Source organism: Streptomyces sp. SM11 (genome assembly GCF_002910905.1).
GTDB lineage: Bacteria > Actinomycetota > Actinomycetes > Streptomycetales > Streptomycetaceae > Streptomyces.
In genome coordinates this window covers 1-24,689 of sequence record NZ_NEUE01000250.1, presented here as the reverse complement: position 1 = coordinate 24,689, position 24,689 = coordinate 1, and the positions used below count along the sequence as shown (strand labels likewise).

Sequence of the window (24,689 nt, the reverse complement as noted above, 5' to 3'; positions counted from 1 at the left end):
CTCATGCGACTGGTGTTCACCACGTGAACACCAGAGCCATCATGTCCCGCTGCCGAACCGGTACGCCTGATTCCGACTTACCGAGCGAAGTTGGCTGGATAGCGCGAGCAGGGAGGTCCGGGGCCGGCCGCTCCGGGGTCTCGCCGCCGGAGACCGGGGCACCTGCCGGTCACCCTGTGCAGTCGCACACCGCCGGGGCGCAGAGGGGCAGTGGACTGGACCAATGACCGCATGGGGTCGCCGGACCGCGCGGTGAGCTGCCAAGAGAGGCAGCGGCCGTCGGAAGAACCGGGAAACCAGCCGGAACGGGGCTCCGGGCGGCCTCGCGTCCGCCCTACCTCAGGAGCCGAGGGCGCGCCACCGTCTTCGGCGCCACCGCACCGACACGTGCTGCCGTACGAAGAAGGGCACGGCAAGTAGCCATTCGGCCACGCCGACCACGCGCAACCGCCCCGTGACTACCGCCGACGCAGCCGGTAGCGACCCCAGGCCGCGGTTCCCGCGCCCAGCAGCAGCGGGATCATGCCGTAGCCGACGACCGTCGAGGAGTGGGCGTACCACCGTCCGCCGTCGAACACCTGGGCCGCGGTGATGGTTTCGGGGTCGGTCCGGCCGTCGTGGTCGGCGAAGAGGATCCTGGTGCGCGCGGTCCTCTTCGGCCGGGGCACGCCGTCCACGTGGGCGCGCCCCGCGCCCCGCGCAAGGCTCTCCCGGATTGTGCCGGAGAACGCCACAGGGGCGGCACCCCCGCGAAGGAGTTACCGCCCCTGTGGGACGTACGCAGAACTTCGATCAGCCGGAGGCACCCGAGAGGTCCCGGGGCTCCGCGGCGGATCAGAAGTCCATGTCACCGCCCGGCATGCCGCCCGGAGCGCCGCCGGCAGCGGCCTTCTCCGGCTTGTCGGCGATGACGGCCTCGGTGGTGAGGAAGAGCGCGGCGATGGACGCGGCGTTCTGCAGAGCGGAGCGCGTGACCTTCGCCGGGTCGAGAATGCCCTCGGCGATCATGTCGACGTACTCGCCGGTCGCGGCGTTGAGGCCGTGACCGATCGGCAGGTTGCGGACCTTCTCCACGACGACGCCACCCTCAAGACCACCGTTGACGGCGATCTGCTTGAGCGGGGCCTCCAGCGCGAGCTTCACGGCGTTGGCGCCGGTCGCCTCGTCGCCCGTGAGGTCGAGCTTCTCGAAGACGGCCGAGGCCTGGAGCAGAGCCACGCCACCACCGGCGACGATGCCCTCCTCGACGGCGGCCTTGGCGTTGCGCACCGCGTCCTCGATGCGGTGCTTGCGCTCCTTGAGCTCCACCTCGGTGGCGGCGCCGGCCTTGATGACGGCCACGCCGCCGGCCAGCTTCGCCAGACGCTCCTGGAGCTTCTCGCGGTCGTAGTCCGAGTCGGAGTTCTCGATCTCGGCACGGATCTGGTTGACGCGACCCTGAACCTGGTCGCTGTCACCGGCGCCGTCGACGATCGTGGTCTCGTCCTTGGTGATGACGACCTTGCGGGCACGGCCGAGCAGGTCCAGGCCGGCGTTCTCCAGCTTGAGACCGACCTCCTCGGAGATCACGGTGCCACCGGTGAGGATGGCGATGTCCGCGAGCATGGCCTTGCGGCGGTCGCCGAAGCCCGGAGCCTTGACGGCGACGGACTTGAACGTGCCCTTGATCTTGTTGACGACCAGGGTGGAGAGCGCCTCGCCCTCGACGTCCTCGGCGATGATCAGCAGCGGCTTGCCCGACTGCATGACCTTCTCCAGCAGCGGGATGAGGTCCTTGACGCTGCCGATCTTCGAGTTGACGATCAGGATGTACGGGTCGTCGAGCGACGCCTCCATACGCTCCATGTCGGTCGCGAAGTACGCCGAGATGTAGCCCTTGTCGAAGCGCATACCCTCGGTGAGCTCAAGCTCCAGACCGAAGGTCTGGGACTCCTCGACGGTGATGACGCCTTCCTTGCCGACCTTGTCCATCGCCTCGGCGATCTTGGCGCCGATCTCGGTGTCGGCGGCGGAGATGGAGGCGGTCGAAGCGATCTGCTCCTTGGTCTCCACGTCCTTGGCCTGCTCCAGCAGAGCGGCGGAGACGGCCTCGACGGCCTTCTCGATGCCCCGCTTGAGGGCCATCGGGTTGGCGCCTGCGGCGACGTTGCGCAGACCCTCGCGGACGAGAGCCTGAGCCAGAACGGTGGCGGTGGTCGTACCGTCGCCGGCGACGTCGTCCGTCTTCTTGGCGACCTCCTTGACCAGCTCCGCACCGATCTTCTCGTACGGGTCCTCGAGCTCGATCTCCTTGGCGATGGAAACACCATCGTTGGTGATCGTGGGCGCGCCCCACTTCTTCTCGAGGACGACGTTACGGCCCTTGGGGCCGAGGGTGACCTTGACGGCGTCGGCGAGCTGGTTCATCCCGCGCTCGAGACCGCGCCGTGCCTCCTCGTCGAACGCGATGATCTTGGCCATGTGAAGTGGTCCTCCCGGACAGGGGTGGATTTCTCCGGACCGAGAGGCGCCCGCGACGGACGGCCTGCCTGCGTGGTGGTTCCTTGCCCCACCGCGCCTGCGGGCCTCACCGGCCCGGTCCAAGTTTCTGTCACTCTCACCTGGAGAGTGCTAACGCCAATGATTAGCACTCGACCCCTGCGAGTGCAAGCGTCACCGGTCGGATATGGACAGCGGCGCGCCCCCGGCCGGGTCGCCGGGACGCACGGAGGACCCGGTCCCCTGATCCGGGGGCCGGGCCCTGCGTGCGTGAGTAGTGTCGTCGGACGACCGCGCCGAGCTCAGCCGACGGCGAGCTTGACCATGTCGGCCTGGGGCCCCTTCTGGCCCTGCGAGATCTCGAATTCAACTCGCTGACCCTCTTCGAGGGTGCGGTACCCGTCCATCTGGATCGCGCTGTAGTGGACGAAAACATCCGCACCACCGTCGACCGCGATGAAGCCGTACCCCTTCTCCGCGTTGAACCACTTGACGGTGCCCTGAGCCATGCCTAACTCCCCTATTACTGGCCCTTGCACGGGACCGCACTTCGCGGCCCCGGGTCGGAACTCACCCCCGACAGGAGAGGGTGCGCGGCGCCGCAGCGCGTCGACCGCGGCCGAATGTATCCGTCCAACTGCCCTCTGCAACAGGTCAATCGGACGAGAATTCTGGGCACTGAACAACTCGCGAATGTGCGGGTTTGCTGAGATTTACGGGCAAGTCGGGCCAGGCAAAGGGCACTTATGCCGCAAGAGGTTCACTCACTTTGGCTGCTTCTTATCGGGGCCGGGCGCAAACTCATATGCGGGCGGCTCGGGCAGCGGATGGGGCTTCCCCAACTGTACCGTGCTCAACCATGCAGAATTGCCCCCTCCGCTTCTCAGGCGGAGGGGGCAACCGGGGTCACACAGAGGCGCGGTGGGGGCCGCCGCGGGGCGGCCCGGGGCGGTTCAGCAGCCGCCGGCGACCGCGGGGATGATCGAGACGCCCGCACCGTCCGGCGTGACCGCTTCCAGGCCGCCCTCGAAGCGCACGTCGTCGTCGTTGACGTACACGTTCACGAAGCGGCGCAGCTTGCCCTGGTCGTCCAGGACACGGGCCGCGATGCCCGGGTGGTTCTTCTCCAGGGACTCGATGACCTCGGAGAGCTTCGCGCCCTCCGCCGGGACCTCGGCCTGGCCGCCCGTGTACGTGCGGAGGATGGTGGGGATACGGACCTTGACGCTCATGGTGGATGCCCTTCTTGCTTCGGTCTCGGTGGATCAGGCGGAGGCGAGGCCCGCGGCGCGGAACGCGTCCAGGCTCGGCTTGATGGTCGCCGTGGCCTGCGAGGTCGCGGAGACCGCGTCCAGCGTCTTGAGCCCGTCTCCGGTGTTCAGGACGACGGTGGTGAGCGTCGGGTCGATGACGCCGGCCTCGATCAGCTTCTGCGTCACGCCGAGCGTCACACCGCCCGCCGTCTCGCCGAAGATGCCCTCGGTGCGCGCCAGCAGCTTGATCGCGTCGACGACCTGCTCGTCGGTGACGTCCTCCACCGCGCCGCCGGTGCGGCGGGCGATGTCCAGGACGTACGGGCCGTCCGCCGGGTTGCCGATGGCCAGCGACTTGGCGATGGTGTTCGGCTTCTGGGGCCGCACCACGTCGTGGCCCGCCTTGAAGGCGGCGGAGACCGGGGAGCAGCCCTCGGCCTGGGCGCCGAAGATCTTGTACGGCCTGTCCTCGACGAGACCGAGCTTGACCAGCTCCTGGAAGCCCTTGTCGATCTTCGTGAGCTGGGAGCCGGACGCGATGGGGATGACGATCTGGTCGGGCAGCCGCCAGCCGAGCTGCTCGCAGATCTCGTACGCCAGCGTCTTGGAGCCCTCGCCGTAGTACGGGCGGAGGTTGACGTTGACGAAGCCCCAGCCCTCGCCGAGCGGGTCGCCGATGAGCTCGGAGCAGAAGCGGTTGACGTCGTCGTAGTTGCCCTCGATACCGACCAGCTCACCGCCGTACACCGCGGCCATGACGACCTTGCCCTGCTCCAGGTCGTGCGGGATGAACACGCAGGAGCGCAGTCCGGCGCGGGCGGCGGCGGCGCCGACGGCGCCGGCCAGATTGCCCGTGGAGGAGCAGGAGAGGGTGGTGAAGCCGAAGGCGCGGGCGGCCTCGACGGCGATCGCGACGACGCGGTCCTTGAAGGAGTGCGTCGGGTTGCCGGAGTCGTCCTTCACGTACAGGCCGCCGGTGACGCCCAGCTCACGGGCCAGGTTGTCGGCCTTGACCAGCTTGGTGAAGCCGGGGTTGATGTTGGGCTTCTCCGCGACGTCGGCGGGCACCGGCAGCAGCGGGGCGTACCGCCAGATGCTGTCCGGGCCTGCCTCGATGCGCTTCCGCAGTTCCTCCGGGGAACCGGTGGGCAGGTCGTAGGCCACTTCCAGCGGCCCGAAACAGGACGCACAGGCGAAAAGGGGGCCGAGCTCGAAACGCTCGCCGCACTCGCGGCAGGAAAGCGCCGCGGCGGGACCGAGATCCACGGCCTGGGCGGAAGAAGAAGCGGTGTTACCTGCAACGGTCTGAACAGCCATGATGGCGGAGGCCCTTTCTCCTCATCTTCCTTGCGACGCATTTCGCCACAAGACGGAATTGGCACCTTCCCCACCGTGACCTCGCGGTCGGCAGGAGGGTTGCCGGGACTTCAACGGGCCGTTCCCTCAGTCCCTCTGGATGAGCTCTTATGGCGCTGGATCTTCGATCCAGGCGTTTATGTGCGATCCGACCCCGACATGCGACGGCCATACGCGTTGTTCAAGACTGTAACCGAAGCACCGGACCGTTGAGATAGCCGTCCGAACCGCGAGATGGATCACACACAGGGAGTGCCGACCGTGCTCGAAGAGGTGGAACGCTGGCTGACCAGGCGTTCCTGGTCGTCCGGCGACCGCCCGCTGAACCGGCTCACCGACGCCCGGGACGCCGATCCGCGCGTCACGTCCGTGAGCGTGGTGCTGCCCGCACTGAACGAGGAGGCCACGGTCGGGGCCATCGTGGCGACGATCCGCCGCGAACTGATGGAGAAGGTCCGGCTCGTCGACGAACTCGTGGTGATCGACTCCGGCTCCACCGACGCCACCGCCGCCGTGGCACGGGCGGCGGGCGCCCGAGTGGTCCACCGGGACGCGATCCTGCCCCGGATCCCGGCCCTGCCCGGCAAGGGCGAGGTGCTGTGGCGGTCGCTCCTGGTGACCAGCGGCGAGATCGTCTGCTTCGTCGACGCCGACCTGAAGGACTTCTCCGCGGACTTCGTCTCGGGCACGGTCGGGCCGCTGCTCACCGACCCGGCCGTCCAGTTCGTCAAGGCGATGTACGACCGCCCGCTCGGCGACACCGCGGGTCAGGGCGGCCGGGTCACCGAACTGGTGGCGCGCCCGCTGCTCAATCTGCACTGGCCGCAGCTGGCCGGGTTCGTGCAGCCGCTGGGCGGCGAGTACGCGGTACGGCGGTCCCTGCTGGAGCGGCTGCCGTTCCCGGTCGGTTACGGAGTGGAACTGGGCCTGCTGGTCGACGCGCTGCACACGGTGGGCCTGGACGCGCTGGGCCAGGTCGACGTCGGCGTGCGCAAACACCGCCACCAGGACGGGCAGGCGCTGGGCCGGATGGCGGCGGCGATCTACCGCACGGCGCAGCTGCGGCTCTCCCGGGGCCATCTGGTGCGGCCCGCACTGACCCAGTTCGAGCGCGGCGAGGACGGCTTCGTGCCCCGCACCCATGCGGTGGACACCGAGGAACGGCCGCCGATGCGGGAGATCGCGGAGTACGCGGAACGCCACGCCGCATAAGAGCGGCGGAGCGCGGAAGGCCACGCGGCGCGAGAGCGGCAGAGCGCGGGGAGCACGGCGGCCCGGGAGGCGTTTGGCGGCTTCCCCAACGGGCTAGGTTCCGCTACATGGTCTCCGAGCACGCCGAACCCGCAGCCGCCGCCTCCACCGCCCAGGTCCTCGTCGCGTCCAACCGCGGCCCCGTCTCGTACACGCTCGGCGAGGACGGGACGCTCGACGCCAAGCGCGGAGGGGGCGGTCTCGTCTCCGGACTGAGCGCCGTCGACGACAAGCTGTGGGTCTGCGCGGCCCTGGGCGACGGCGACCGCGAGGCGGTGCGGCGCGGGGTCGGCGAGGCGGGCGTACGGATGCTCGACATCGCCGCCGGGATCCACGCCGACGCGTACAACGGCATCGCGAACTCGGTGCTGTGGTTCGTCCACCACCTGCTCTACCAGACCCCCGTGGAGCCGGTCTTCGACGCGGAGTTCCGCCGCCAGTGGGCCTCCTACGAGACGTACAACCGGGCCTTCGCCCGGGCGCTCGCCGAGGAGGCGGGCCCGGAAGCCTCCGTCCTCGTCCAGGACTACCACCTGGCCCTGGTCCCCGGCATGCTCCGCGAGCTGCGCCCGGACCTCAGGATCGGCCACTTCTCGCACACCCCGTGGGCGCCCGTCGACTACTTCCGGCTGCTCCCCGACGACATCGCCGAACAGTTGCTGCGCGGCATCCTCGGCGCGGACCGGGCCGCGTTCCTGACCCGCCGCTGGGCGGACGCGTTCATCGGCTGCTGTACGGAGATCCTCGGCGGCACCGGCCGGACCAGGATCGGGGTGCACGGCCTCGGGGCCGACGCGGACTTCCTGCGCCGGCGCTCCCAGGAGCCGGACGTGACGGAGCGGATGGCGGCACTGCGGGAGCAGGTCGGCGAGGGCCGGAAGACCATCGTCCGGGTGGACCGCACCGAACTGTCCAAGAACATCGTGCGCGGCCTGCACGCGTACCGGGCCCTGCTGGACACCCACCCCGAGTGGCGTGAGCGCGTCGTCCACATCGCCTTCGCCTACCCCTCCCGGCAGGACCTCGCCGTCTACCGGGACTACACGGCGGCGGTGCAGACCCTGGCCACGGAAATCAACGGGGCATACGGCACCGAGGGTTGGACGCCGGTCGTCCTCCACGTCAAGGACGACTTCGCGCGCTCGCTGGCCGCGTACCGACTGGCGGACGTGGCCCTGGTCAACCCGATCCGCGACGGGATGAACCTGGTCGCCAAGGAGGTCCCGGTCGTCTCCGACCATGGCTGCGCGCTGGTGCTGTCGCGGGAGGCGGGGGCGTACGAGGAGCTGGGCGAGGACGCGATCGTGGTGAACCCGTACGACGTGACGGGCACGGCGGAGGCCCTGCACGAGGCGCTGACGATGAGCGGGGACGAGCGGTCCGGCCGCACGAAGCGGCTGGCCGAGGCGGCGACCGCACTGCCGCCGCAGCAGTGGTTCCTGGACCAGTTGGAGGCGCTGCGGCAGGGGTGAGGCCGTACGCGCCGGGGCTTCGCGCGGGCGCCCTGCCCGTGGGAACCTCGGCGGCTACGACTCGCCGTCGGGGTCGCTCCCTTGAGCACCGCCGGGGAGGACGGTGAGGTCGGCGGACTGCTTCTTCCCGGCGTACGGGTCGGGTGCGTCATCCGGGACGCTCCGGATGGCCTGGCCCTGTGCGGCCCCGTTGCCGTTGAACACGAAGTCGGCACGCAGACGCCAGTTCCGGCCGTCGGCGTAGATGAAACCTTCCTCCACCAACTGCTTGAGACCGCGCGAGACCGAGGACTGGGACATGCCGACCTGCTCGGCGAACTTGGTCTGATTCTCGACGATGACCAGGCCGTGGTCCTTGCGGTTCTGGATGCCGCACATCTTGTGGAACAGCTTGAAGGCCGCCGCACTGAGGTCCGCGTCGGCGAGTGCCAAGTGTGCCGCGTATCCCATCGTGGTGAACCCTCCTCCCCTGAACCAGAGACCAGCTGTGACTGAGACCGACGAGCGGACGGTGTGGTCGTTGACCTCGCCCGTCTTCCGGTTCACGGTCTCAGTCCGGGTTACTTTCCGGGCCGCACGCACAGATTACCCCCACGAGTGAATAGAAGACAGACATGAACGCATACACCCATGCAGTCCTGACGATTTCCCATCCAGAACCGGGTAGCGGCCTATCCGATCTATTCGTTTCTGGGTAGAACAACCCGCTGATAGGTGATCTTTCGATCGTTCGCGCAGGCCAGAGGCCTGCCGGGGTCGCTCCGTCTTAATAGGTGAAGGCGCACCGCCGCATGGGCCGCCTCCGGTCTCGGGGTTCCTCACCCTCTACCCGGCCCAGTGCGGGCCGTCCGTGGCCGAGGAGGAAGCAATCAAGGAGGCGTGGCTGATGCCGTCCGTGGTGCAGGTGGCACACGTGGCGGACGCCCGTCCGGCCGCCCCGGCGTCGTGGCTGACTTTCGCGGGCCGAGGTCCACACGGGGTCACAGGGAGAGGCAGCCGACGCAGGTCAGGTCGGGGGTGTCAGCAGGTGCTCGGCGCGCTGGACGAGGGCGTCGGCCTCGGCCGCGGCCACGCTGCGGTAGCGGTCCAGTCGGGTGCTCATGTCCTCGGCGGCCTCGCCGATCTTCACCGACCGGACGCCGTCCGCGCAGTCCAGGAACTCCGTCCACGTGGACAGGGCCGCGTCGAGGTCCCCCTGCCGCAAGCGCACCTTCCCGAGGTCCGCGAGGACGATCGCCCGGCTCCTCCGCCGGTCCAGGCCGTGGATGTCGAGCGCCTGCTCCAGGTGCTCGGCAGCGCTGTCCAGGTCGCCGAGCCGGGAGAGGATCATCCCCGAATGATGGGCCCACCGGCCGATACTGAAGTGCGACGCCCACGACTCACCGGGCGGCTGCCCGGGGTTCCGCACTGAAGTGCGACGCCCACGACTCACCGGGCGGCTGCCCGGGGTTCCGCTCGATCGCGGCCTGCGAGGCGGCAAGTGCCCGCCCTGCCATACGGCGGGCCCCATCGAGGGCTGCCGCGTCGGCCAGCGTGGCCTGGTAGTAAGACACCGCCCTCGGGTCGTCGATCGTCTTCGCCTCCTGCACGCACCGCTCGGACAGCCTCAAAGCGACCGCCCCGAACTTCGGGCCCAGGTCATCGCCATAAACACCGTTCGCCACGCCCGCGCGGTAGCCCTCGACCCGGTCACCGACCCAGCAGCGAACATGCGGCTGCTGGCCAAGTCCACTGACTCGCTGTTCCGCTACGCGGCTGCGGTGCGCCAGTGGCCGCCCCAGGTATGACACCCGGACTCGCCGGCCTGTCCATAGGGCAGGTGCTCGGCGAACGGGCGGGCTCGGTGGAGTCGCCCCCGACTCCACCTCGTCCGGCCCGCCCCACCCTGCACCACTCGAAACACCGATCGAGAGGAGCACCACCATGACCCTGTTGGCCATCGAGCCGGAGGCCGCCGAGGCCTCCGAGTTCCGTGACCCCCGCGCCTACGTCAAGCCGGAGGTGTGGGACCGCGAGATCGCCCTGCTCATGCGGGACAACCCCTTCGACGAGGTGATGGCGACCCGGCTGTTCCACGCGGCCGTGTCGTACCTGGTCACTGCGATGGAGAAGTGGGGCCAGAGCCTGGAGATGTGCTGCGGCCGCATCGTCGACATCGCCGTGCACGTCTTCATCCTGGACACCCGCAACTACCGGGAGTTCTGCGCCGAGCACTTCGACGGCCGGTTCCTGGAGCACATCCCGGAGATCGCGTTCAAGTACGACGGCTCCGTGGAGCGCACCGCCCAGATCATCGCGGACAACGGGTTCGAGGTGGACTGGAAGCTGTGGGAGGCCGACTACGCCAAGTGCGGGCCGTGTTCGCCCGGCTCGAACTGCCACTGATCCGGTAGCCGACCATCGCCCGGGGCGCATCGTGCGCCCTCGGGCACCCTTTTGCCCACTTCCGAGCGAGTCACGTCATTCGCTCACAACACAGGGACGATGCGAGTAGCTTGGCGGCCCCGCCAGGAACCATCACCGCGCCACTCCGGAGAAACGATGCTCAGCGCCGCCCCCAACACCCCCGCCGAATACTGGGACACGTACAAGCCACACCGATGCGAAGGCCCCCAGCCCCGCCCTGCGGCCGACCGGTTCAACTGGACCGGCCTTGACGACGAAGGGCCGGGTGCCGAACTCCTGGGCAGCCCGGCGAGCGCACTGGACCTGGGGCCGGCGGAAGGTGAGAACGCCGCGTTCCTCGCCCGCGCCGGGGTCGAGGTGACCGCAGTCGACTTCTCGGCCGTACAGGTCGACCGAGCCCGCGCCTTCTGGGCCGACGAAGCGCACCTGACATTCGTCCACGCCGACGCGTGCGCCTTCCTGGACGACGATCCGCGGGAGTACGAGGCCATCTACTCGACATGGGGGGCAGTCTGGTTCACCGATCCCGAGGAACTGTTCCCGCGCGTCGCCGCGCGTCTCATGTCGGGCGGCGTCTTCGGCTTCTCGCACCGCGAGCCGGTGACCGGGCAGTACGGGGCCCAGCGGATGGGCGGCACGTGGCTGGAGGGCCGCGAGACCGACCTGACGGTACTGCGCTGGCAGTACGGGCCCGGGCAGTGGGCGGACATCCTCAAACGGCACGGCTTCGCAGCCGTCCACACGGAGGTGCTGCCGAACCCGGACCGGGCCGCTCTCGGCACGCTGCTCGTGACCGCGAAGGCCTGACACCCGGCCGGGGCCCGCCGCCTACAGCCGTTCGGCCAGGGCCGCCAGGAAGTCCACCACCGCGGCCGGGCCCGGCACCGACAGGTCGGCGCGCTCGGCCAGTTCGGGCACCTCGGCGCTGCCGCTGCACACCAGGAGTCCCGGGATGCCGTCCGGGCCCTCGGTCCGCAGCTTCTCCACCGCGGCGAACGCGGCGAGGTCCCCGAGGTCGTCGCCCGCGTAGATGACGGACTCGGCGTCCAGCTCCGCGACGAACGTGGCGAGCGCGACGCCCTTGTCCATTCCGGGCGGGCGCAACTCCAGGACCAGGCGGCCCGGTTCGACGATCAGCCCGTGCCGCGCGGCCAGCTCGCCGAGAGGTCCGCGCAGCGTCTCGAAGGACGCCTGCGGATCCTCGGCACGCCGCGTGTGCACGGCGACCGCCTGCCCCTTCTCCTCGATCCACGTGCCGTGCCAGGAGCCGAATTCGTGCAGTACGCCGGGGAGTTCGGCGCGCACCGCGGTGACGCCGGGGTGCGGGGCGGGGGCGTGGACGGTGCCGGTGACGGCGTCCCAGCGCTCGGCACCGTAGTGTCCGAGCACGACGAGATGCTCCAGACCGGGTACGCCCGCGAAGCCTCCGTAGCGCACCGCGACGCCCGCCGGGCGGCCGGTGATCACGGCGATGGCGGCGACCTTCGGCGCGAGCGCGGCGAGCGCGGTCACGGTGCCGGGGTGGGCGCGGGCCTGCTCCGGGTCCGGGACGATGTCGGCGAGTGTGCCGTCGAAGTCGAGGGCGACGACCGCGCGGTCGGGCCGGGCGAGGACGGCTGCGAGCCCCTCGCGGCCGGCCGGGGTGGTCGGGTTCGGCAGGTTGTCCGGGTGACTGCCCATGGGGCGAGCCTATGCCCTGGACGGGTTGATCACGAGCGTTGCCGAGCCGACGACGGCTGCGCACGGACGCCGGCGCCTGTCCGACGACGACAGCTCCCGGGCGCCCGCGCGGGGCCTGCGGCGACTACTCACGGGCGCCCGCGAGTTCGACCGGCCGGGTGCGCAGAGCGAGCGAGGCCGGCAGGAGGGCGGAGACGGCGGCCAGGAGCGCGGCGGCCGCGACGACGAGGCCGAGCGTTGCCCACGGCACCACCACGACGACGGACGGAACGCCCAGCAGCACCAGCGCACCCCACACCACCAGCAGGTTCACCGCCGCGACCGCGCCCCCGAGCACGGCGCCCACCCCGACCGCCGCCACCGCCTCGGCCGCGACGAGCCGCAGGACCTGCGGGGCGGTGGCCCCGGCGAGGCGGAGCACGGCGAGGTCGCGGACCCGGTCGGAGGTTGCCATGACCAAGGTGTTGGCCAGGGCGATCGCCGTACAGAGGAGTGCGATGCCGAGGATCATCCGGAGTCCGGTCCTGGTGTGATCGTTCGTCCCCGGGCTGTTCGCGGCCGGCCACGCGGCGCGGGTCGTCACCTGCGTACCGGTGTCGGCCGCGGCGGTGCGCAGCACGGCGGCGACGGCCCTCCGGTCACCGTCCTCGGCGACCTTGACATCGATCCGGTCGACGTCCGCGCCCCCGGCGTTGCGCGGGGTGACGTAGACGCCGTTGTCGCCGGTGCCGGTGGCCAGGACGGCGACGATCCGCAGCGAGGTCTCACGCCCGTCGCCCAGCCAGACGGTGACCCGGTCGCCGACCCGCGTGGTCAGCCACTCCTCGTTGACGACGATCCCGCCGTCGTCGAGATCGGTGAGCCGGCCCGCCGTCACGGGCAGCTCCGACACGGCGGCCAGCCGGGCGGGGTCGACCGCGCGGGCCGGGGAGGGGACGAGGGCCGTGTCCTCTTCGAGGACGGTGACGGCGGTGGACCGCGAGACGCTGACCACAGCCCCCTCGACGGCCCGCACCCGCTCCACGAAGGCGGCTGCCAGCGGCCAGCCCTCCTGTCCCGACGTCGCCACGAAGTCGGCGGTCGTGGCGGTGCGCGCCTCGGTGGCCCTGGCCTCCTCCAGGGTGGCGACGGTACCCGTCAGGGAGGCTGCGAGGGCGACGGTGATGAGGACGGGCGCGGCGACGGCGGCGGTCCTGCGCACCCCGGCGGCGGTGTTCTCCCTCACGAGTACGCCGATGGCGCCGGGCAGCCGCGTGGGCAGCCAGGTCAGCAGCCGGCCGGCCGGGCGCACCAGGACGGGGGCAAGGAGGGCGACGCCGGCGATGAGGAGCATGGGCCGGGTGACGTAGGACTTTCTGCCCAGCAGGTCGCCGGGATCGACGGCCAACGCCAGGGCGGGCAGGCCCAGTCCGGCGAGCAGGACCAGGGCGGCGGTCAACCAGCGGCTCACCGGCATGGCCCGGCTGTCGACGGCCGCCTCGCGCAGCGCCTCGGTCGGGGCGGTCCGCCCGGCGCGGTGGCAGGAGACGAGCGCCCCCACCGTGGCGACGCACACCCCGGTCCAGAACGCGGCGTGCAGCGGCCAGGACGGGGCCCCCAGGGCGAACCAGGGCGGTGCGAGGCCCGCCTCCTTCATCCGGCCGACCAGCAGGGGGGCGCCCCGGGCTCCGAGCCACGCGCCCGCCGCCGAGGCCAGGACCCCGATGAGGACCGCCTCGGCGCACACCGTACGGCGGATCTGGCCGGGGGTCGCGCCGGCGGTGCGCAACAGGCCGAACTCCCGCCGCCGTTGGGCCACGGCGAAGGAGAACGTCGAGGCAACGACGGCGGCGGAGACGAACAGGGTGATGCCCGCGGCGGTGCCGAGCAGCGCGTTGACGGAGACCATGACCCGGGAGTCGCGGTCGGGGTCGGGGTCGGCGCGGCGGCGGTCGGGGCCGGTGAGGACTTCCATGCCGCTGTCCGGCCCGAGCGTCCTGCGTACGGCGGCGGCTTCGGCGTGCACCACGAGGGCGTCGATGCCCGGGGAGATCCGGGCGGCCTCGCCGTCGGTGAAGAAGACGGCCTCCTCGAAGCCCCGGCCCGCCACGGTGCCGACGACGGTCCGGGTGGCGCTCCCGGCCGGGGTGCGGACCTGGACGCGGTCCCCGGTACGGAGCACGGTTCCGCCGGGCCCGGTGGTGACGACGACTTCGCCGGGGGCGGCGGGGGCCCGGCCGGTGGTGAGACGGTACGGGGCTCCGGCGGCGACGGACCACGGGTGTCCGACCCTGGTCCCGGAGCCGGCGTCGGCGCCGCTACCGGCGCCGCTACCGGGCGCCAGGACGTCCACCGGGAACATCCGGTCCTCCACCGTGCGGCCGAGGACGCCCAGTTGACCGACGAGCGACGGCGGGACCGGGCCGGGGCGATCGAGGGGGCCGGTCCGGGTTCCGGTCGGCGTATCGACCCGGAGGAGGCCGGCGGCCTTGACGACGACGGGAGCGGCGGCGAAGCGTTCGGGCCCACGCTCCGGGGCGTCGAACGTCGCGGCGAGGGCGAGTCCGGTGGCGGCGATCAGGCCCACCCCCAGGGCCAGGGCGACGAACGACCCGACGAAGGTGACCCAGCGCGTCCGCACCCCGCGCAGAGCGAGCATCAGCACGGGACCGCCCCCGAGGAGGCCGAGGTCTCCGAGAGGGCCGGGCCCTTCGAGAAGGCCGGGGACGCTCCGGCCGCCGGGCCGGAGCCCGCCGCCATGCGCGCCGCGACCCGCTCCGCCGAGGGCGCGTCCAGCTCGTCCCGGATCCGGCCGTCGGCGAGGAAGACGACCCGGTCGGCGAAGGAGGCGGCGACCGGGTCGTGGGTCACCATGATCACGGTGCGTCCGTCGTCGGTCATGTCGCGCAGAAGGCCGAGCACCGCGCGCCCGGCGGTGGAGTCCAGGGCGCCGGTCGGCTCGTCGCCGAAGAGCACCTCGGGCCTGGTCACCAGGGCGCGGGCGACGGCCACCCGCTGCTGCTGGCCGCCGGACAGCTCGCCGGGCCGGTGACGGGCCCGTTCGCGCAGGCCGACCCGGTCCAGCGCGTCGAGCACGTCGGCCTTGCGCGGCCGCCGTCCGGCGAGCCTCAGCGGCAGAGCCACGTTCTGCGCGGCCGTCAGGGAGGGCAGCAGGTTGAACGCCTGGAAGACGAAGCCGATCCGCTCCCGGCGCAGCCGGGTCAGCCGGGCCTCGCTCAGTCCGGTCAGATCGCTGTCGCCCAGCAGCACCCGGCCGCCGGTCGGCCGGTCCAGGCCCGCGAGGCAGTGCAGGAGCGTCGACTTGCCGGAGCCGGAGGGCCCCATGACCGCGGTGAACGTACCGCGGCGGACGGTCAGGCTGACATCGTCGAGCGCTTTCACCATGCTGCCGTCGCTGCCGCCACGGCCGTAGGAGCGAGTGACGGACCGGAGCCGGACGGCCGGTACCTGGTCGGTGGTCGATGCTGGATTCATGGGGTCCACTCAACCGGCGCCGCTCGCACGGCACATCGCGGCGAGGTGGAGTTCCGTGGTGGAGCCAGCTCCACCACCGGGGTGGCAGCGGACGGGGTGGCCGGGGCGCCGGGCCGTCTCGTAGCGTGCCCGGCATGCTCCTTCCCAGCCCGCCGCGTCCGTCACCGGAGCCCCGGCCCGCCCTCCCACGGGCCCTGCCCCGGTGAGCAGTACGTTGGACGGCTTCAGGTCCCGGTGGACGATCCCGGCGGCATGGATACCGCGCAGCGCTCTCAACAACCCTTCGGCCAGGGCGTTCACCGAATCGGCCGGCAGCGGACCATGCTCCCGGACGGCCTGTTCGAGTGAGGGGCCGGGCACATAGCCGGTGGCCACCCACGGCTGCGCGGCGTCCGCGTCGGCGTCCAGCACCGGGGCGGTGTAGCGCCCGCCGACCCGGCGGGCCGACTCGATCTCCCGGCGGAAGCGGGCCCGGAACTCCCCGTTCGCGATGTGCTCCTCGTGCACCACCTTCACGGCCACCGTGCGCCCGCCCGCCGAGCGGGCCAGATACACCCGGCCCATCCCGCCCGCACCGAGCCGGCCGAGCAGCGGATAGGGCCCGATCCGAGCCGGGTCACCGGCCGCGAGCGGCCGTATGCCCTCCATCGCCGAATACCGCCCGCTGTCCTTGCCCGTGCCCTCGCCCATGCCGCCCCGATCCCCCGATGGCCGTTTCCCCTACGGTCGTTCGCGCCGGCCGGAGCCGTTCGCGCCCGCCCAGGATAGGAGTTCCGCACACCCGTGCATCATGCGGATCCCGGCCGGAGTGCGGTCAGGGACGGCGCGAACCGTCGTCGGCGGAGTGCAGCCGGGCGAGGACGGACCGGACCAGGGACTCGTGCTGGTCGACCAGGTAGAAGTGGCCTCCGGGCAGGACGTCCAGCTGGAAGCCGCCGGAGGCGACATCGGACCACGCCGACATGTCCTCCACCGAGGCGCCCGGGTCCTCGTCCCCGATGTACGCGTACACGGGGCAGCCGACCGGATCGGCGGCGCGCGGTCCGTAGGTCCCGACGATCGTGAAGTCGGCGCGGATGGCGGGCAGGACGATCTCCCGGAGGTCCGGGTCCCGGAGGACCGCTTCGGCGGTGCCGCCGAGCCGTCGCATCTCCGCGATCAGTGCTTCGTCACCCTGCTCGTGCAGGGCGCGCGGTGTCAGCCGGTGCGGCGGCCTGCGGCTCGATACGTGCAGGGCCGCCGGATGCTTTCCGTGCCGACGCCCGAGGCGCAGCGCCACCTCGTGGGCGAGCGAGGCTCCCATGCTGTGCCCGAAGAGCGACAACGGCACGTCGTGGAAAGGGAGGATCGCCTCGGACACCCGGTCGGCCAGCTCCTCCATCGTCGTGATGCAGGGGTCTCCCAGCCGGTCGTGGCGACCGGGGTAGCGCGCGACGAGGACCTCCGTACCGCTGTCGAACGCGGTGCCCCAGGCGTGGAAGAAGCCGGCCGATCCGCCCGCGTGCGGCAGGACCAGCAGCCTGCGGCGGACGCCGGCCGTCGCGGGGTAGCGACGCAGCCAGCCGTCCGGGCTGACGTTCGCCGACGGTGCGATGCGGTGGGCGCCGACGTTCATCCGGTGATCCTTCGGGCCGTGAGAGGCGCTGGGCGACGGGGCGTCGAGCGACGGCGAGTTGGACGCCTGCGAGTTGAGAGACGGGGAGTCGGGCGGCGGGGGAACGCGTGGCGGAACGCGCCCTGCGGCAGGGCCATCACCGGCCTCGCCGCGCTGTGTTGAAGAGCAGCCCGTCACGAACCGGCAGTTCAAGGCGCAGCGCCCTTTTCCGCCCCGTAACCACCGGCCCCGGAAGCCGATTCCGTCTGCGTCACATGGCCGGAATCCGGCCGGTGCTCAGCTGTTCCGGAGAGCGTGCCACCGTAGACTCCAACTGCCGGACGGCCCGCGCGCCCAGAGCCATGGCCCGGCCGGGGAGACCGCGGAAACCAGCGCGTAGCGTTCCGCTGGCCGGACAGGGCGAACGCGAACTACGGTGCCGGTCGTGACCACTCGCATACTCCTCGCCGACGACCAGGAATCCGTACGCATCGGATTCCGACTCATCCTGGATTCCCAGCCCGACATGGAAGTGGTCGGCGAGGCCTCCGACGGTCTGCGGGCCGTCGAACTCGCCGCGGAACTGCGCCCGGACGTCGTACTCGCCGACATCCGCATGCCGCGCATGGACGGCCTGGAGGTCACCCGGCGACTCGCCGGGCCCGACGCCGAGAGCCCGATGCGCGTGGTGGTGGTGACGACCTTCGGACTCGACGAATACGTCCACACCGCGCTGCGCGACGGCGCCTGCGGCTTCCTGCTGAAGCGCTCGGGCCCGACGCTGCTGGTGGAGGCGGTGCGCTCCGCGATGGCGGGCGACACCCTGATCAGCCCCTCCCTCACGGTCAGCCTGCTGCGGCGCCACCGGGACACCGGCAGACCCCGGGCCGCGAAGCCGCTGGACGCGCTGACGGACCGGGAGAGAGATCGCCCGGCTGGTCGCGAAGGGGATGACCAACGCGGAGATCGGGGCCGCGCTCTTCATCTCGGCGGGTACGGCCAAGACGCATGTCGCCAACGTCCAGCGCAAACTGGACGTACGCAACAGAGTCGGCATCGCCGCCTGGGTCTGGGGCAACGGCCTGGAGAGTTCGCCGACCAGGTGCAAGGCGGCGGACGGGTCGGCGAGATCGGCCATCTGCCGGTTGGCGCGCAACTGGTGACGGTTACGGATGACCCTCAGTCCCGTGGCCGACAGAACAGGGTCCTTGGCGATCGGATGCGCGACCCAGTCGTTGATCGCTGGGATCGTCTCCATGTGGGCAGCCGAGAGTCCGCGCAGGAAACCCATGCTGACCACGGAGATGACGGTCTTGACATATTGCATTTGCTGCGCTCGGGGCAAATGGCGTTGAAAGGCATCCCTGCCCGCACAACTACCACCTACAGGCCGTGACCGGAAGCCGAACCTGGACATGCCCGGTCGATGACCGGTCCCCGCCGGTCAGTCGCTCTTCGCGTACGCGACCGTCAGGACGCCATGCCCTCCGCCGGAGACAAAGCGGAGCCGCAGCGATGCCCCGTCCGCCGGGGCGGCCTCCTCCGCGACCGCCTGCCGGGCGGTTGGCGCTCCGGGCTCCACCCCGTCGCCGGTCTCCGAGGGGCCGCTCTCCCAACGGGTGAAGGCCCGGATCACGGCTTCACCACCACCTGTCGCGAGGAGACCGTCCACTGCGGCCCGCCACACCGGCGCCACCGCCCCGGCCCCGGACGCCGCCCTGCCCCGCTCGATCAGGTTCATCTGAGGGCTGTCGGGAAAAGTGGCCGCGAGACAGTCCGAGCAATCCCTCGGCAGCACGTCCGCCGCGTCGAGCACCCTCCAGGGTTCCCCGGAAGGCGCCACCGCCCGCGTGAAAACCTCCGTCACGCGGGCCCGCACCCGCTCGTCCATGGCGCGCGACCAGGCGCGGGCATCGGCGCCGGAGCGCAGCCGTACGACCTCGACACCCTGCGCTTCAAGCTCCGCGAGCCGGCCCGGCAGTTCCTCGACATGTCGCCGGTCGGACCGTACGGCCCACCGCAGGACCGAGTTACGGCTGAAGAGCGCACCCCAGCCCTCGCGATTTCCACCCCACAACTCGGTACGCAGAACGATCCGCTTCAGGCTGCGGACGAACAACCGCCGCAGGATCACCGGCAACGGCGGGTTGAGCCAGACGATCAGGTCGGCACGCGGCCACAGATCGGCGGCGACGCGGTCGATGTAGTTGCCGTCGAACAGCCAGCGCGGACTCTCTGCCTCCGCCAGGGCCCTCTTCCGGAACTCCTCGGGCGTCGCCTGCGTCCAGTTGGGCCCGTGCTGGAACCGGTCGAGTCCGCTGTGGGCGGCACCGATCAGGGCTGCGAGGGGCGCGCCGAGAGTGGACTTTCCCGCCCCGCTCGTCCCGAGCACCACCACGCGCCCGGGAACCCGGCCCGCTGGACCGTCCCCGGTCACAGCTCCGTCCGCCACCGGCACCTCGCCGGAAACGCCCTCCCGGTCACGCCCATCCATTGCCCGGCTCTGTCCTTCGTCGCCATTCATCACACGCATTCGCGCCACGCTAGCCGGGCCCCCGACCCGACGATTCGCCACCACCCCACACTCCGTCGCACCCCGCCGGCCTTCCGGACGTCGTATTCGGTGTGCGACAGCAGCCGGGAGAACATCGCGCGGTGGAAGTTCCGACTCGAAGTGCCGACCACGGCATTCCATTCCCTGTCCGGCCAACCGGTTCATGAAGCCCCGAACAGAGTCCATCACCGCATCCACGGCCGCGGGCAGCGCGAGCAGTTCCTCGCGCGTCAGCCCACGGATCGCGTCGTCGCGCTTAGTGATCGCAGAGGATCTGTACCCCGCGGGGGAATCCGCCTCCTACTTCCGGTCAGGCCGCAACGTCGCGGAATCACCCCGCTCAATAACAAGAGTTTTGTTAAAATGGCTTCCATGGCCACCACCCCCGCTCCCGCTCCCGGCGAAGGTCCCGTCCGCCCAGTCTCCGTCTCCCTCCACGAAGGCACCATCACGGCACTCAAGGCACGAACCGGCAAGCGCGGCATGTCCGCCTACGTCGAAGCCCTCATCCAGCGCCAACTCGAACGGGACCGGCTGCGCGAACTCATCGAAGACGCGGAAGCCGAGCACGGCCCGGTCGACCAGGCAGCGGTCGAGGCCAAGCGGGCACTCCTGCGCGCTGACGCGGCCGGCTCGGCGGACGCCGCGTGAGCGGCACGCTCGTCCTGGACTGCGAGGGCCTGTCCAAGCTCGTACGACGCACGCCCGAGCTCACCGAATGGCTCGCCGCGGCCGAAGCCGAGGACATCCGCGTCATCACGAGCTCCGTGACACTCGTCGAAGCCCGCGACCCCAAGACCAACCAGGCCCGCTTCGACTACGCCGTCTCACGCGTGAACATCGTGCCGCCCACGGAAGCCAGCGCCCACCACGCCAGCAAGCTCCTCGCCTCAGCAAGCCTGCACGGCCACAAGTACGCTCTCGACGCCATCGTGGCCGCCACCGTCCTCGCCTCGCCCTCCCCGGTGACCGTCCTCACCTCGGACCCTGCTGATCTCCTCATTCTGTGCGGCCCCGGCATCCGCGTGATCAGAATCTGACTCACGCCGCACCCCGGTGCCCAGGAGACTCGCAACAGCGTCAACCGCTGCCGGTCACGTCCGGGACCCGGCTCTGCCGGCATGTCGCCGGTACCCAGCTCATCAGCCGAGGTCCGAGAGGAGTTCGGGCAGCAGTCGTTCCTCCATGACCGCCTGGCCCGACTCGCTCATCGCGGAAGCGAGGGCGGGGTCCCAGGGGCTGGCGGCGGGTGGTCCGGTCAGCGGCGTGGAGGCACCTCCCGCCAGGGCACTGCGGTAGTCGGCCGTGCTCATGCGCCAGGGCCGGGCGCCATGGCGCTCCATGGCGGCGGCGGTGATACGCAGGCCGGTCCAGTCGAAGTCGGCGCGCCAGTGCAGACGGGCGCCGGACAGGGCGGCGGCGGCGAGCAGCTTGTGGCAGGCGGCCGACGGGATGCCTTCGGTGCAGACCAGGGCGGCGGCGCGGTCTTCGAGTTCGGCGGCGGCCACGCGCAGCACTGCCGGGTTCTCGCAGACGTGGATCTCACGGGCGGCGGGGACGACGGCGGCAGTCGTCAGCTGGTGGAGGGTGAGGCGGAAGGGGATGCCGAAGCCGGCGGCGTCACGCAGCCAGTCGCACACCACGTCGTCTCCGCGGGCGCCGATGTTGAGGACGAGGACCTGGCTGGCGAGGTCGTCGGCGACGGCTCCGGCGCTCTCCCACAGCGCGCGGCGTCCGGCCCGGTCTCGGGGGACGGCCCCCACCGGCTGCCCGTCGCCCGCGGCGGTGCGTTGGGCGAGAGCGCGCAGTACGAGCTGTTCGAGCGGGCCGCCCGGCAGCAGCGCCTTGGTGTCGCCGGTGGCCCACTCGGCGAGGACCGGCAGGGGCAGGGGGCTTCGGCCCGCGTCGCCCCGTATTCCGGGGAGTTTCCCCAGGACCCGGACGGCGGCCTGGAGCAGTGCCGCGTCGCCTCGCCGCAGGAGGCGGGTGAGGGTGCCGTCGGCGGCGATCCGCTCCAGCCAGGCCGGGTACCAGCCCTGGTCGGCGAGAGGTGAGGCCTGGGCTGCCGCGAGGGCCCGGGCACCGGCGGCCGCCTCGTCGGCGCGTTCGGCGGGGCGGTCGCGCAGCGGACCGTGCAGGCGGCCCAGGGTCTGGAGCAGGCCGGTTCCGTAGCGTGTGTGCAGGTAGGCGTCGAGGTCTGCCAGGGGGATGGTGAGGCGTCTGGCGGTCTCGGGGCGGTACCGGCCGGTGACGCCGATGACGATGCGACGTTCGGCCTCGGTGGGGGAAGTGAGGCCGATGTCGCCGTGGACGATGCCGCCGCTGCGCTCCAGACGGCGGCGGGCGGCGGCGAGCAGGCGCCGCCAGCCTTCCTCGCGGAGCTCGGTGTACGACGGCGGGGACGGCTGGCTGTCAGTCGACAAGCTGGGCCTCCTGGACCTTTAGTTCCTGCCGGGCTGCGGAGCGGGTACCTGGTGAGCCGAGCATGCTGCTCAGGGTGCCGCTGTCGTCGGCGTGCAGGCGTTCACCGTCCCACAGGAGCAGGAGCGCGGAGACGGTGTGGTCGACGGCGGAGTGCGCGAGGTCGTAGTGGGCGGCGGCACGCACCGCGCTGTGCACGGCCCACAGGTCGTACCCGGTCATGAACAGGTCGAGGTCGAACTGGGCAGCCAGCGACATGAGTTCGCCGCGACCCGTGTCGTCGACGCCGGCGAACGCCTCGTCGAGGGCGAGCAGACGCGGGGCGTCGGGGTGCGCGGAGTTGAGCATGGCGTGGGCGGCGGCGAACAACGGCAGGTGCAGGGAGACGGACTGCTCGCCGCCGGAGAGGCGGCTGTGCCGGGCGCGGGTGAGGCGTTCCTCGGCGCCGCCGGGGCGTACCAGCTGGAAGGCGAACTGGCGCCAGCTCCGGTAGTCCAGGACCTCGGCGAGCAGCTGCCGGTAGGGGGCCTCGCGCTGCCGGGCTCGGGCGTTCTTGATCTGCGCGGCGAAGTGGGTGCGCATGCGGGCCAGCTTCTCGGGGCCGAGGCGGGCGGCGTCGGCGTCCAGGAGGGCGCAGACGGCACGCTGTTCGTCGTCGAGGCCGTCGGCGAGCAACCAGCTGACGCCGACCGTGGTGCCCGAGGACATGCGGCGCTCGCGCATGTCGGTGTTCATGCGGCGGATCAGGTCTCGGGCGTCGACGGTGCGGTCGTGGATCTGCTGGGCGAGGCGGGTGAGAAGGGCGTCCTCGAGGATGCGTTGCTCGGAGTCGGAGAGGAGTTCGGCCTGGTCGCGGCGGTGGGAGGCGATCTTCTCGGCGAAGGAGGCGATGGGCAACGGGCCCTGTTCGTCAGCGACGGTGACGGTGATGACACCGCTGGAGCTGTCCCAGGCAGGCTGGTAGTCCTGTCCAGCGGCGGCGAGATGGGCGTGCAGGTCCTCCAGAGCCGTGGTGAGACGGGTGACGGACTGCTTGACGCTGGACTCGGTGGGCGCGAGTTCACGCGTGGCGGTCAGGATCGCCTCGTGGACGGCGACGGCGGCCCGCGGCAGACTCTCGCCCGTCCAGTCGGCCTCCTGCGCGGGCCAGGCCAGGCCGGACGGGCAGCGCAGGATGTCGAGGAGTTCGCGGGCCGCGTACGGGGCCAGGCCGCGGGCGGTGTCCTTCTCCTCGGTGACGGCGACCCGCAGCGCTTCGGCGGCGGCGGTGCGGCGAGCCTCGGCGGCGGCCAGGCGGCCGATCGCCTCGTCCTTGACACCGCGGGCGGCGTCCGTCTCCCGCGCGGCGGCCTCCAGGCTGTCCTCGGTCTCCTCGACGCGTGCCATGACCTGCCGCGCCTCGGCGCCGACGGCCTCGCGCAGCGCCTGGAGTCCGGCGGACTCCTCGGCGTGGCGGCGGCGGGCGGCGCGTTCGGCCTCGGCGGCGGCCTCCTCGTCCTCCGCGGCGACCGTGAGCCGGTCGGCGGCGGCCGTGGCGGACTCGGTCTGCCGGAGGTGCTCTCGACGCCGGGCGGCCAGTTCGCCCGCCTCCCGTTCGAAGGCGCGCGTGGCGGACTCGATGTCGTCGACATCCTGGGCGGTGACGCCATGCTCGGACTCGGCGCGATGCAGGGCACGTACCGCGACAGCGCAGGCGGCCTGCGTCTCGTCGTAGACGGACTGGGCGGCATCGGAGGCTGTGCGGGTGGCGCGCAGGGCTGCGACGGCGCGGTCCAGTGCGCGCAGGCACGGGGCGAGGGCGGCGGTACGGGGCAGGGCGGCGCGAGCGGTGTCGTACTCCTGAAGGCTCTGCTCACAGCCGGACCTGGATCGCGCCACCTCCTCCAACCGGACGCCCAGTTCGGACAGGACGGTGTCGCAGGCGGCGATGCGTTCGGCGCGGCGGCGCGTCCGGGCGGTGGCGCCGATGTACTCGGCGTGGCGTTTGGTGTGGGAGCCGATGAGGATTCCGGCGGCGTAACGGCCGTCGGGGCAGACGGCGGTCGCCGCGCCCGCCGTGTCGGCGACGGCGACCGACCTGAGTACGGCGGTGATCCGGGCGGCCGAGATGGGCGTACCGGTCTCGGGGCGCAGCAGGTCGGCGAGGCTGGGACCGTCGACGGGGGCGGTGACACGCAGGTATCCGTCGCCGCCACTGGTGGGGGGCTCGTCGGAGGTGACGAGCGCGTCGAGCAGGCCGGAGGCCTCCAGGGCCGCCTCCACTCCCGCGCGTTCCGTGTCGTCGAGGCCGTCCGCGAAGTCGACCAGCCGCCACAACGGGAGAGCGCCTTCCAGGCTGTCACGGTCGGCGGTGCGGCCGCGGGCGGTCGGCGGGGCGTCATCGTGTTCGGCGGCGATCCGGGTCCGTTCCGCCTCGGTCTCGGCCCGGCGGGCCTCCAGCGCGCCGCGCTCGCCTCGCAAGGCGGCGAGCCGGTCACGCAGGCCCTGGACGGCGGCGGCGGTGGCCTCGGTGAACAGGTCGGTGAGTACGGGGATACCGGCTTCCCGGCCGTCCGGTTCGGCGGCGGCATCGAGTGCCTGCGCGAGCGGCTCGGCGGTGCCTTCGGGCAGCAGCTGCCCGTACTGGTCCTGCCACCGCCGAAGTTCCTCCCGGGCCCGCGTGTGGACGGCACCGAGCGCGTCCTGGGCCGCCCGCTCCTCCGTCTCGGCGGCTCGGGCCGCCTCCTGGGCGCGCTCCTGCCCGGCGCGGG

General features: G+C 71.7%; 21 protein-coding genes, 3 pseudogenes and 1 riboswitch. Of the genes and pseudogenes, 7 read left to right on the top strand and 17 right to left on the bottom strand.

The window, feature by feature from the left end; translation table 11 throughout:
• Positions 1 to 458 precede the first annotated feature (458 nt).
• The 5 genes from B9S58_RS26485 to thrC form a co-directional block, all read right to left on the bottom strand.
• Positions 459 to 677: a hypothetical protein gene (locus tag B9S58_RS26485; RefSeq protein WP_258045057.1), complete on the bottom strand. Its 219-nt coding sequence runs from the start codon at positions 675 to 677 to the stop codon at positions 459 to 461.
• 157 nt (positions 678 to 834) lie between these two features.
• A complete protein-coding gene (gene groL, locus B9S58_RS26480) occupies positions 835 to 2,460 on the bottom strand; it encodes a chaperonin GroEL (protein WP_103534545.1) in 1,626 nt (541 codons plus the stop codon).
• 320 nt (positions 2,461 to 2,780) lie between these two features.
• Complete coding sequence (locus B9S58_RS26475) at positions 2,781 to 2,987, bottom strand: cold-shock protein (protein WP_003967346.1); 207 nt, start codon at positions 2,985 to 2,987, stop codon at positions 2,781 to 2,783.
• Positions 2,988 to 3,431: 444 nt separating this feature from the next.
• The gene (locus B9S58_RS26470; RefSeq protein ID WP_103534544.1) at positions 3,432 to 3,710 is read right to left on the bottom strand and encodes a MoaD/ThiS family protein; all 279 of its coding nucleotides are present in this window, start codon (positions 3,708 to 3,710) and stop codon (positions 3,432 to 3,434) included.
• A 33-nt stretch (positions 3,711 to 3,743) separates the two neighbouring features.
• The gene (thrC, locus tag B9S58_RS26465) at positions 3,744 to 5,048 is read right to left on the bottom strand and encodes a threonine synthase (protein ID WP_103534543.1); all 1,305 of its coding nucleotides are present in this window, start codon (positions 5,046 to 5,048) and stop codon (positions 3,744 to 3,746) included.
• Positions 5,049 to 5,066: 18 nt separating this feature from the next.
• Positions 5,067 to 5,194: riboswitch (SAM riboswitch) on the bottom strand.
• Between the two features lie 154 nt (positions 5,195 to 5,348).
• Between thrC and B9S58_RS26460 the strand changes: the two genes are divergently transcribed.
• Both B9S58_RS26460 and B9S58_RS26455 read left to right on the top strand, forming a co-directional pair.
• Positions 5,349 to 6,299 (top strand): glucosyl-3-phosphoglycerate synthase, encoded by a 951-nt coding sequence (locus B9S58_RS26460; RefSeq protein ID WP_103534576.1) that lies wholly within the window; start codon positions 5,349 to 5,351, stop codon positions 6,297 to 6,299.
• 107 nt (positions 6,300 to 6,406) lie between these two features.
• The gene (locus B9S58_RS26455) at positions 6,407 to 7,810 is read left to right on the top strand and encodes a trehalose-6-phosphate synthase (protein ID WP_103534542.1); all 1,404 of its coding nucleotides are present in this window, start codon (positions 6,407 to 6,409) and stop codon (positions 7,808 to 7,810) included.
• Positions 7,811 to 7,864: 54 nt separating this feature from the next.
• On the opposite strand, the gene B9S58_RS26450 is transcribed toward B9S58_RS26455, so the two are convergent.
• The 3 genes from B9S58_RS26450 to B9S58_RS39445 form a co-directional block, all read right to left on the bottom strand.
• Complete coding sequence (locus B9S58_RS26450) at positions 7,865 to 8,260, bottom strand: ArsR family transcriptional regulator (protein WP_146063568.1); 396 nt, start codon at positions 8,258 to 8,260, stop codon at positions 7,865 to 7,867.
• Positions 8,261 to 8,816: 556 nt separating this feature from the next.
• Positions 8,817 to 9,140, bottom strand: coding sequence for a tetratricopeptide repeat protein (locus tag B9S58_RS39450; RefSeq protein ID WP_103534540.1), 324 nt, complete (start codon positions 9,138 to 9,140; stop codon positions 8,817 to 8,819).
• A gap of 49 nt (positions 9,141 to 9,189) precedes the next feature.
• On the bottom strand, positions 9,190 to 9,474 hold the full coding sequence (locus B9S58_RS39445) for a hypothetical protein (protein ID WP_103534539.1): 285 nt from the start codon (positions 9,472 to 9,474) through the stop codon (positions 9,190 to 9,192).
• Positions 9,475 to 9,733: 259 nt separating this feature from the next.
• Between B9S58_RS39445 and B9S58_RS26435 the strand changes: the two genes are divergently transcribed.
• Positions 9,734 to 10,195, top strand: coding sequence for a hypothetical protein (locus B9S58_RS26435; protein WP_103534538.1), 462 nt, complete (start codon positions 9,734 to 9,736; stop codon positions 10,193 to 10,195).
• 156 nt (positions 10,196 to 10,351) lie between these two features.
• On the top strand, positions 10,352 to 11,023 hold the full coding sequence (locus tag B9S58_RS26430; RefSeq protein WP_103534537.1) for a bifunctional 2-polyprenyl-6-hydroxyphenol methylase/3-demethylubiquinol 3-O-methyltransferase UbiG: 672 nt from the start codon (positions 10,352 to 10,354) through the stop codon (positions 11,021 to 11,023).
• Positions 11,024 to 11,044: 21 nt separating this feature from the next.
• Here the strand turns inward: B9S58_RS26430 and otsB are convergent, their stop codons facing one another.
• From otsB to B9S58_RS26405, 5 genes and pseudogenes are all read right to left on the bottom strand, one after another.
• Positions 11,045 to 11,896, bottom strand: coding sequence for a trehalose-phosphatase (gene otsB, locus B9S58_RS26425; protein WP_103534536.1), 852 nt, complete (start codon positions 11,894 to 11,896; stop codon positions 11,045 to 11,047).
• 124 nt (positions 11,897 to 12,020) lie between these two features.
• A complete protein-coding gene (locus B9S58_RS26420) occupies positions 12,021 to 14,540 on the bottom strand; it encodes an FtsX-like permease family protein (RefSeq protein ID WP_103534535.1) in 2,520 nt (839 codons plus the stop codon).
• Complete coding sequence (locus tag B9S58_RS26415; protein ID WP_103534534.1) at positions 14,534 to 15,370, bottom strand: ABC transporter ATP-binding protein; 837 nt, start codon at positions 15,368 to 15,370, stop codon at positions 14,534 to 14,536. Before B9S58_RS26415 ends, B9S58_RS26420 begins: the two co-directional genes overlap by 7 nt.
• Positions 15,371 to 15,559: 189 nt before the next feature.
• Positions 15,560 to 16,060, bottom strand: a pseudogene (locus B9S58_RS26410) (serine/threonine-protein kinase); the annotation flags it as partial.
• Between the two features lie 124 nt (positions 16,061 to 16,184).
• A complete protein-coding gene (locus tag B9S58_RS26405) occupies positions 16,185 to 16,985 on the bottom strand; it encodes a thioesterase II family protein (RefSeq protein ID WP_103534533.1) in 801 nt (266 codons plus the stop codon).
• A 424-nt stretch (positions 16,986 to 17,409) separates the two neighbouring features.
• Between B9S58_RS26405 and B9S58_RS26400 the strand changes: the two are divergent.
• Positions 17,410 to 18,127 (top strand): annotated as a pseudogene (locus B9S58_RS26400) (response regulator).
• A gap of 29 nt (positions 18,128 to 18,156) precedes the next feature.
• Here the strand turns inward: B9S58_RS26400 and B9S58_RS40315 are convergent.
• Positions 18,157 to 18,255: pseudogene (locus tag B9S58_RS40315) on the bottom strand (hypothetical protein); the annotation flags it as partial.
• 153 nt (positions 18,256 to 18,408) lie between these two features.
• On the bottom strand, positions 18,409 to 19,458 hold the full coding sequence (locus tag B9S58_RS26395; protein ID WP_103534532.1) for a hypothetical protein: 1,050 nt from the start codon (positions 19,456 to 19,458) through the stop codon (positions 18,409 to 18,411).
• Positions 19,459 to 19,890: 432 nt separating this feature from the next.
• Between B9S58_RS26395 and B9S58_RS26390 the strand changes: the two genes are divergently transcribed.
• Together B9S58_RS26390 and B9S58_RS26385 are read left to right on the top strand one after the other, a co-directional pair.
• A complete protein-coding gene (locus B9S58_RS26390) occupies positions 19,891 to 20,169 on the top strand; it encodes a hypothetical protein (protein WP_103534575.1) in 279 nt (92 codons plus the stop codon).
• Complete coding sequence (locus tag B9S58_RS26385; RefSeq protein ID WP_103534531.1) at positions 20,166 to 20,558, top strand: DNA-binding protein; 393 nt, start codon at positions 20,166 to 20,168, stop codon at positions 20,556 to 20,558. The genes B9S58_RS26390 and B9S58_RS26385 overlap by 4 nt, the downstream gene beginning before the upstream one ends.
• Positions 20,559 to 20,660: 102 nt before the next feature.
• On the opposite strand, the gene B9S58_RS26380 is transcribed toward B9S58_RS26385, so the two are convergent.
• Together B9S58_RS26380 and B9S58_RS26375 are read right to left on the bottom strand one after the other, a co-directional pair.
• Positions 20,661 to 21,941, bottom strand: coding sequence for a TIGR02679 family protein (locus B9S58_RS26380; protein ID WP_103534530.1), 1,281 nt, complete (start codon positions 21,939 to 21,941; stop codon positions 20,661 to 20,663).
• A partial coding sequence (locus B9S58_RS26375) for an SbcC/MukB-like Walker B domain-containing protein (RefSeq protein ID WP_103534529.1) occupies positions 21,931 to 24,689 on the bottom strand: 2,759 nt, incomplete at its 5' end. The genes B9S58_RS26380 and B9S58_RS26375, both read right to left, overlap by 11 nt.

Excerpts from the sequence above, each read along its gene's own strand:
- groL (WP_103534545.1), bottom strand. The coding sequence starts at position 2,460 with ATGGCCAAGATCATCGCGTTCGACGAGGAGGCACGGCGCGGTCTCGAG.
- B9S58_RS26475 (WP_003967346.1), bottom strand. The coding sequence starts at position 2,987 with ATGGCTCAGGGCACCGTCAAGTGGTTCAACGCGGAGAAGGGGTACGGC.
- B9S58_RS26470 (WP_103534544.1), bottom strand. The coding sequence starts at position 3,710 with ATGAGCGTCAAGGTCCGTATCCCCACCATCCTCCGCACGTACACGGGC.
- thrC (WP_103534543.1), bottom strand. The coding sequence starts at position 5,048 with ATGGCTGTTCAGACCGTTGCAGGTAACACCGCTTCTTCTTCCGCCCAG.
- B9S58_RS26455 (WP_103534542.1), top strand. The coding sequence starts at position 6,407 with ATGGTCTCCGAGCACGCCGAACCCGCAGCCGCCGCCTCCACCGCCCAG.
- B9S58_RS26450 (WP_146063568.1), bottom strand. The coding sequence starts at position 8,260 with ATGGGATACGCGGCACACTTGGCACTCGCCGACGCGGACCTCAGTGCG.
- B9S58_RS39450 (WP_103534540.1), bottom strand. The coding sequence starts at position 9,140 with ATGATCCTCTCCCGGCTCGGCGACCTGGACAGCGCTGCCGAGCACCTG.
- B9S58_RS26435 (WP_103534538.1), top strand. The coding sequence starts at position 9,734 with ATGACCCTGTTGGCCATCGAGCCGGAGGCCGCCGAGGCCTCCGAGTTC.
- B9S58_RS26430 (WP_103534537.1), top strand. The coding sequence starts at position 10,352 with ATGCTCAGCGCCGCCCCCAACACCCCCGCCGAATACTGGGACACGTAC.
- otsB (WP_103534536.1), bottom strand. The coding sequence starts at position 11,896 with ATGGGCAGTCACCCGGACAACCTGCCGAACCCGACCACCCCGGCCGGC.
- B9S58_RS26415 (WP_103534534.1), bottom strand. The coding sequence starts at position 15,370 with ATGAATCCAGCATCGACCACCGACCAGGTACCGGCCGTCCGGCTCCGG.
- B9S58_RS26405 (WP_103534533.1), bottom strand. The coding sequence starts at position 16,985 with ATGAACGTCGGCGCCCACCGCATCGCACCGTCGGCGAACGTCAGCCCG.
- B9S58_RS26395 (WP_103534532.1), bottom strand. The coding sequence starts at position 19,458 with ATGGATGGGCGTGACCGGGAGGGCGTTTCCGGCGAGGTGCCGGTGGCG.
- B9S58_RS26390 (WP_103534575.1), top strand. The coding sequence starts at position 19,891 with ATGGCCACCACCCCCGCTCCCGCTCCCGGCGAAGGTCCCGTCCGCCCA.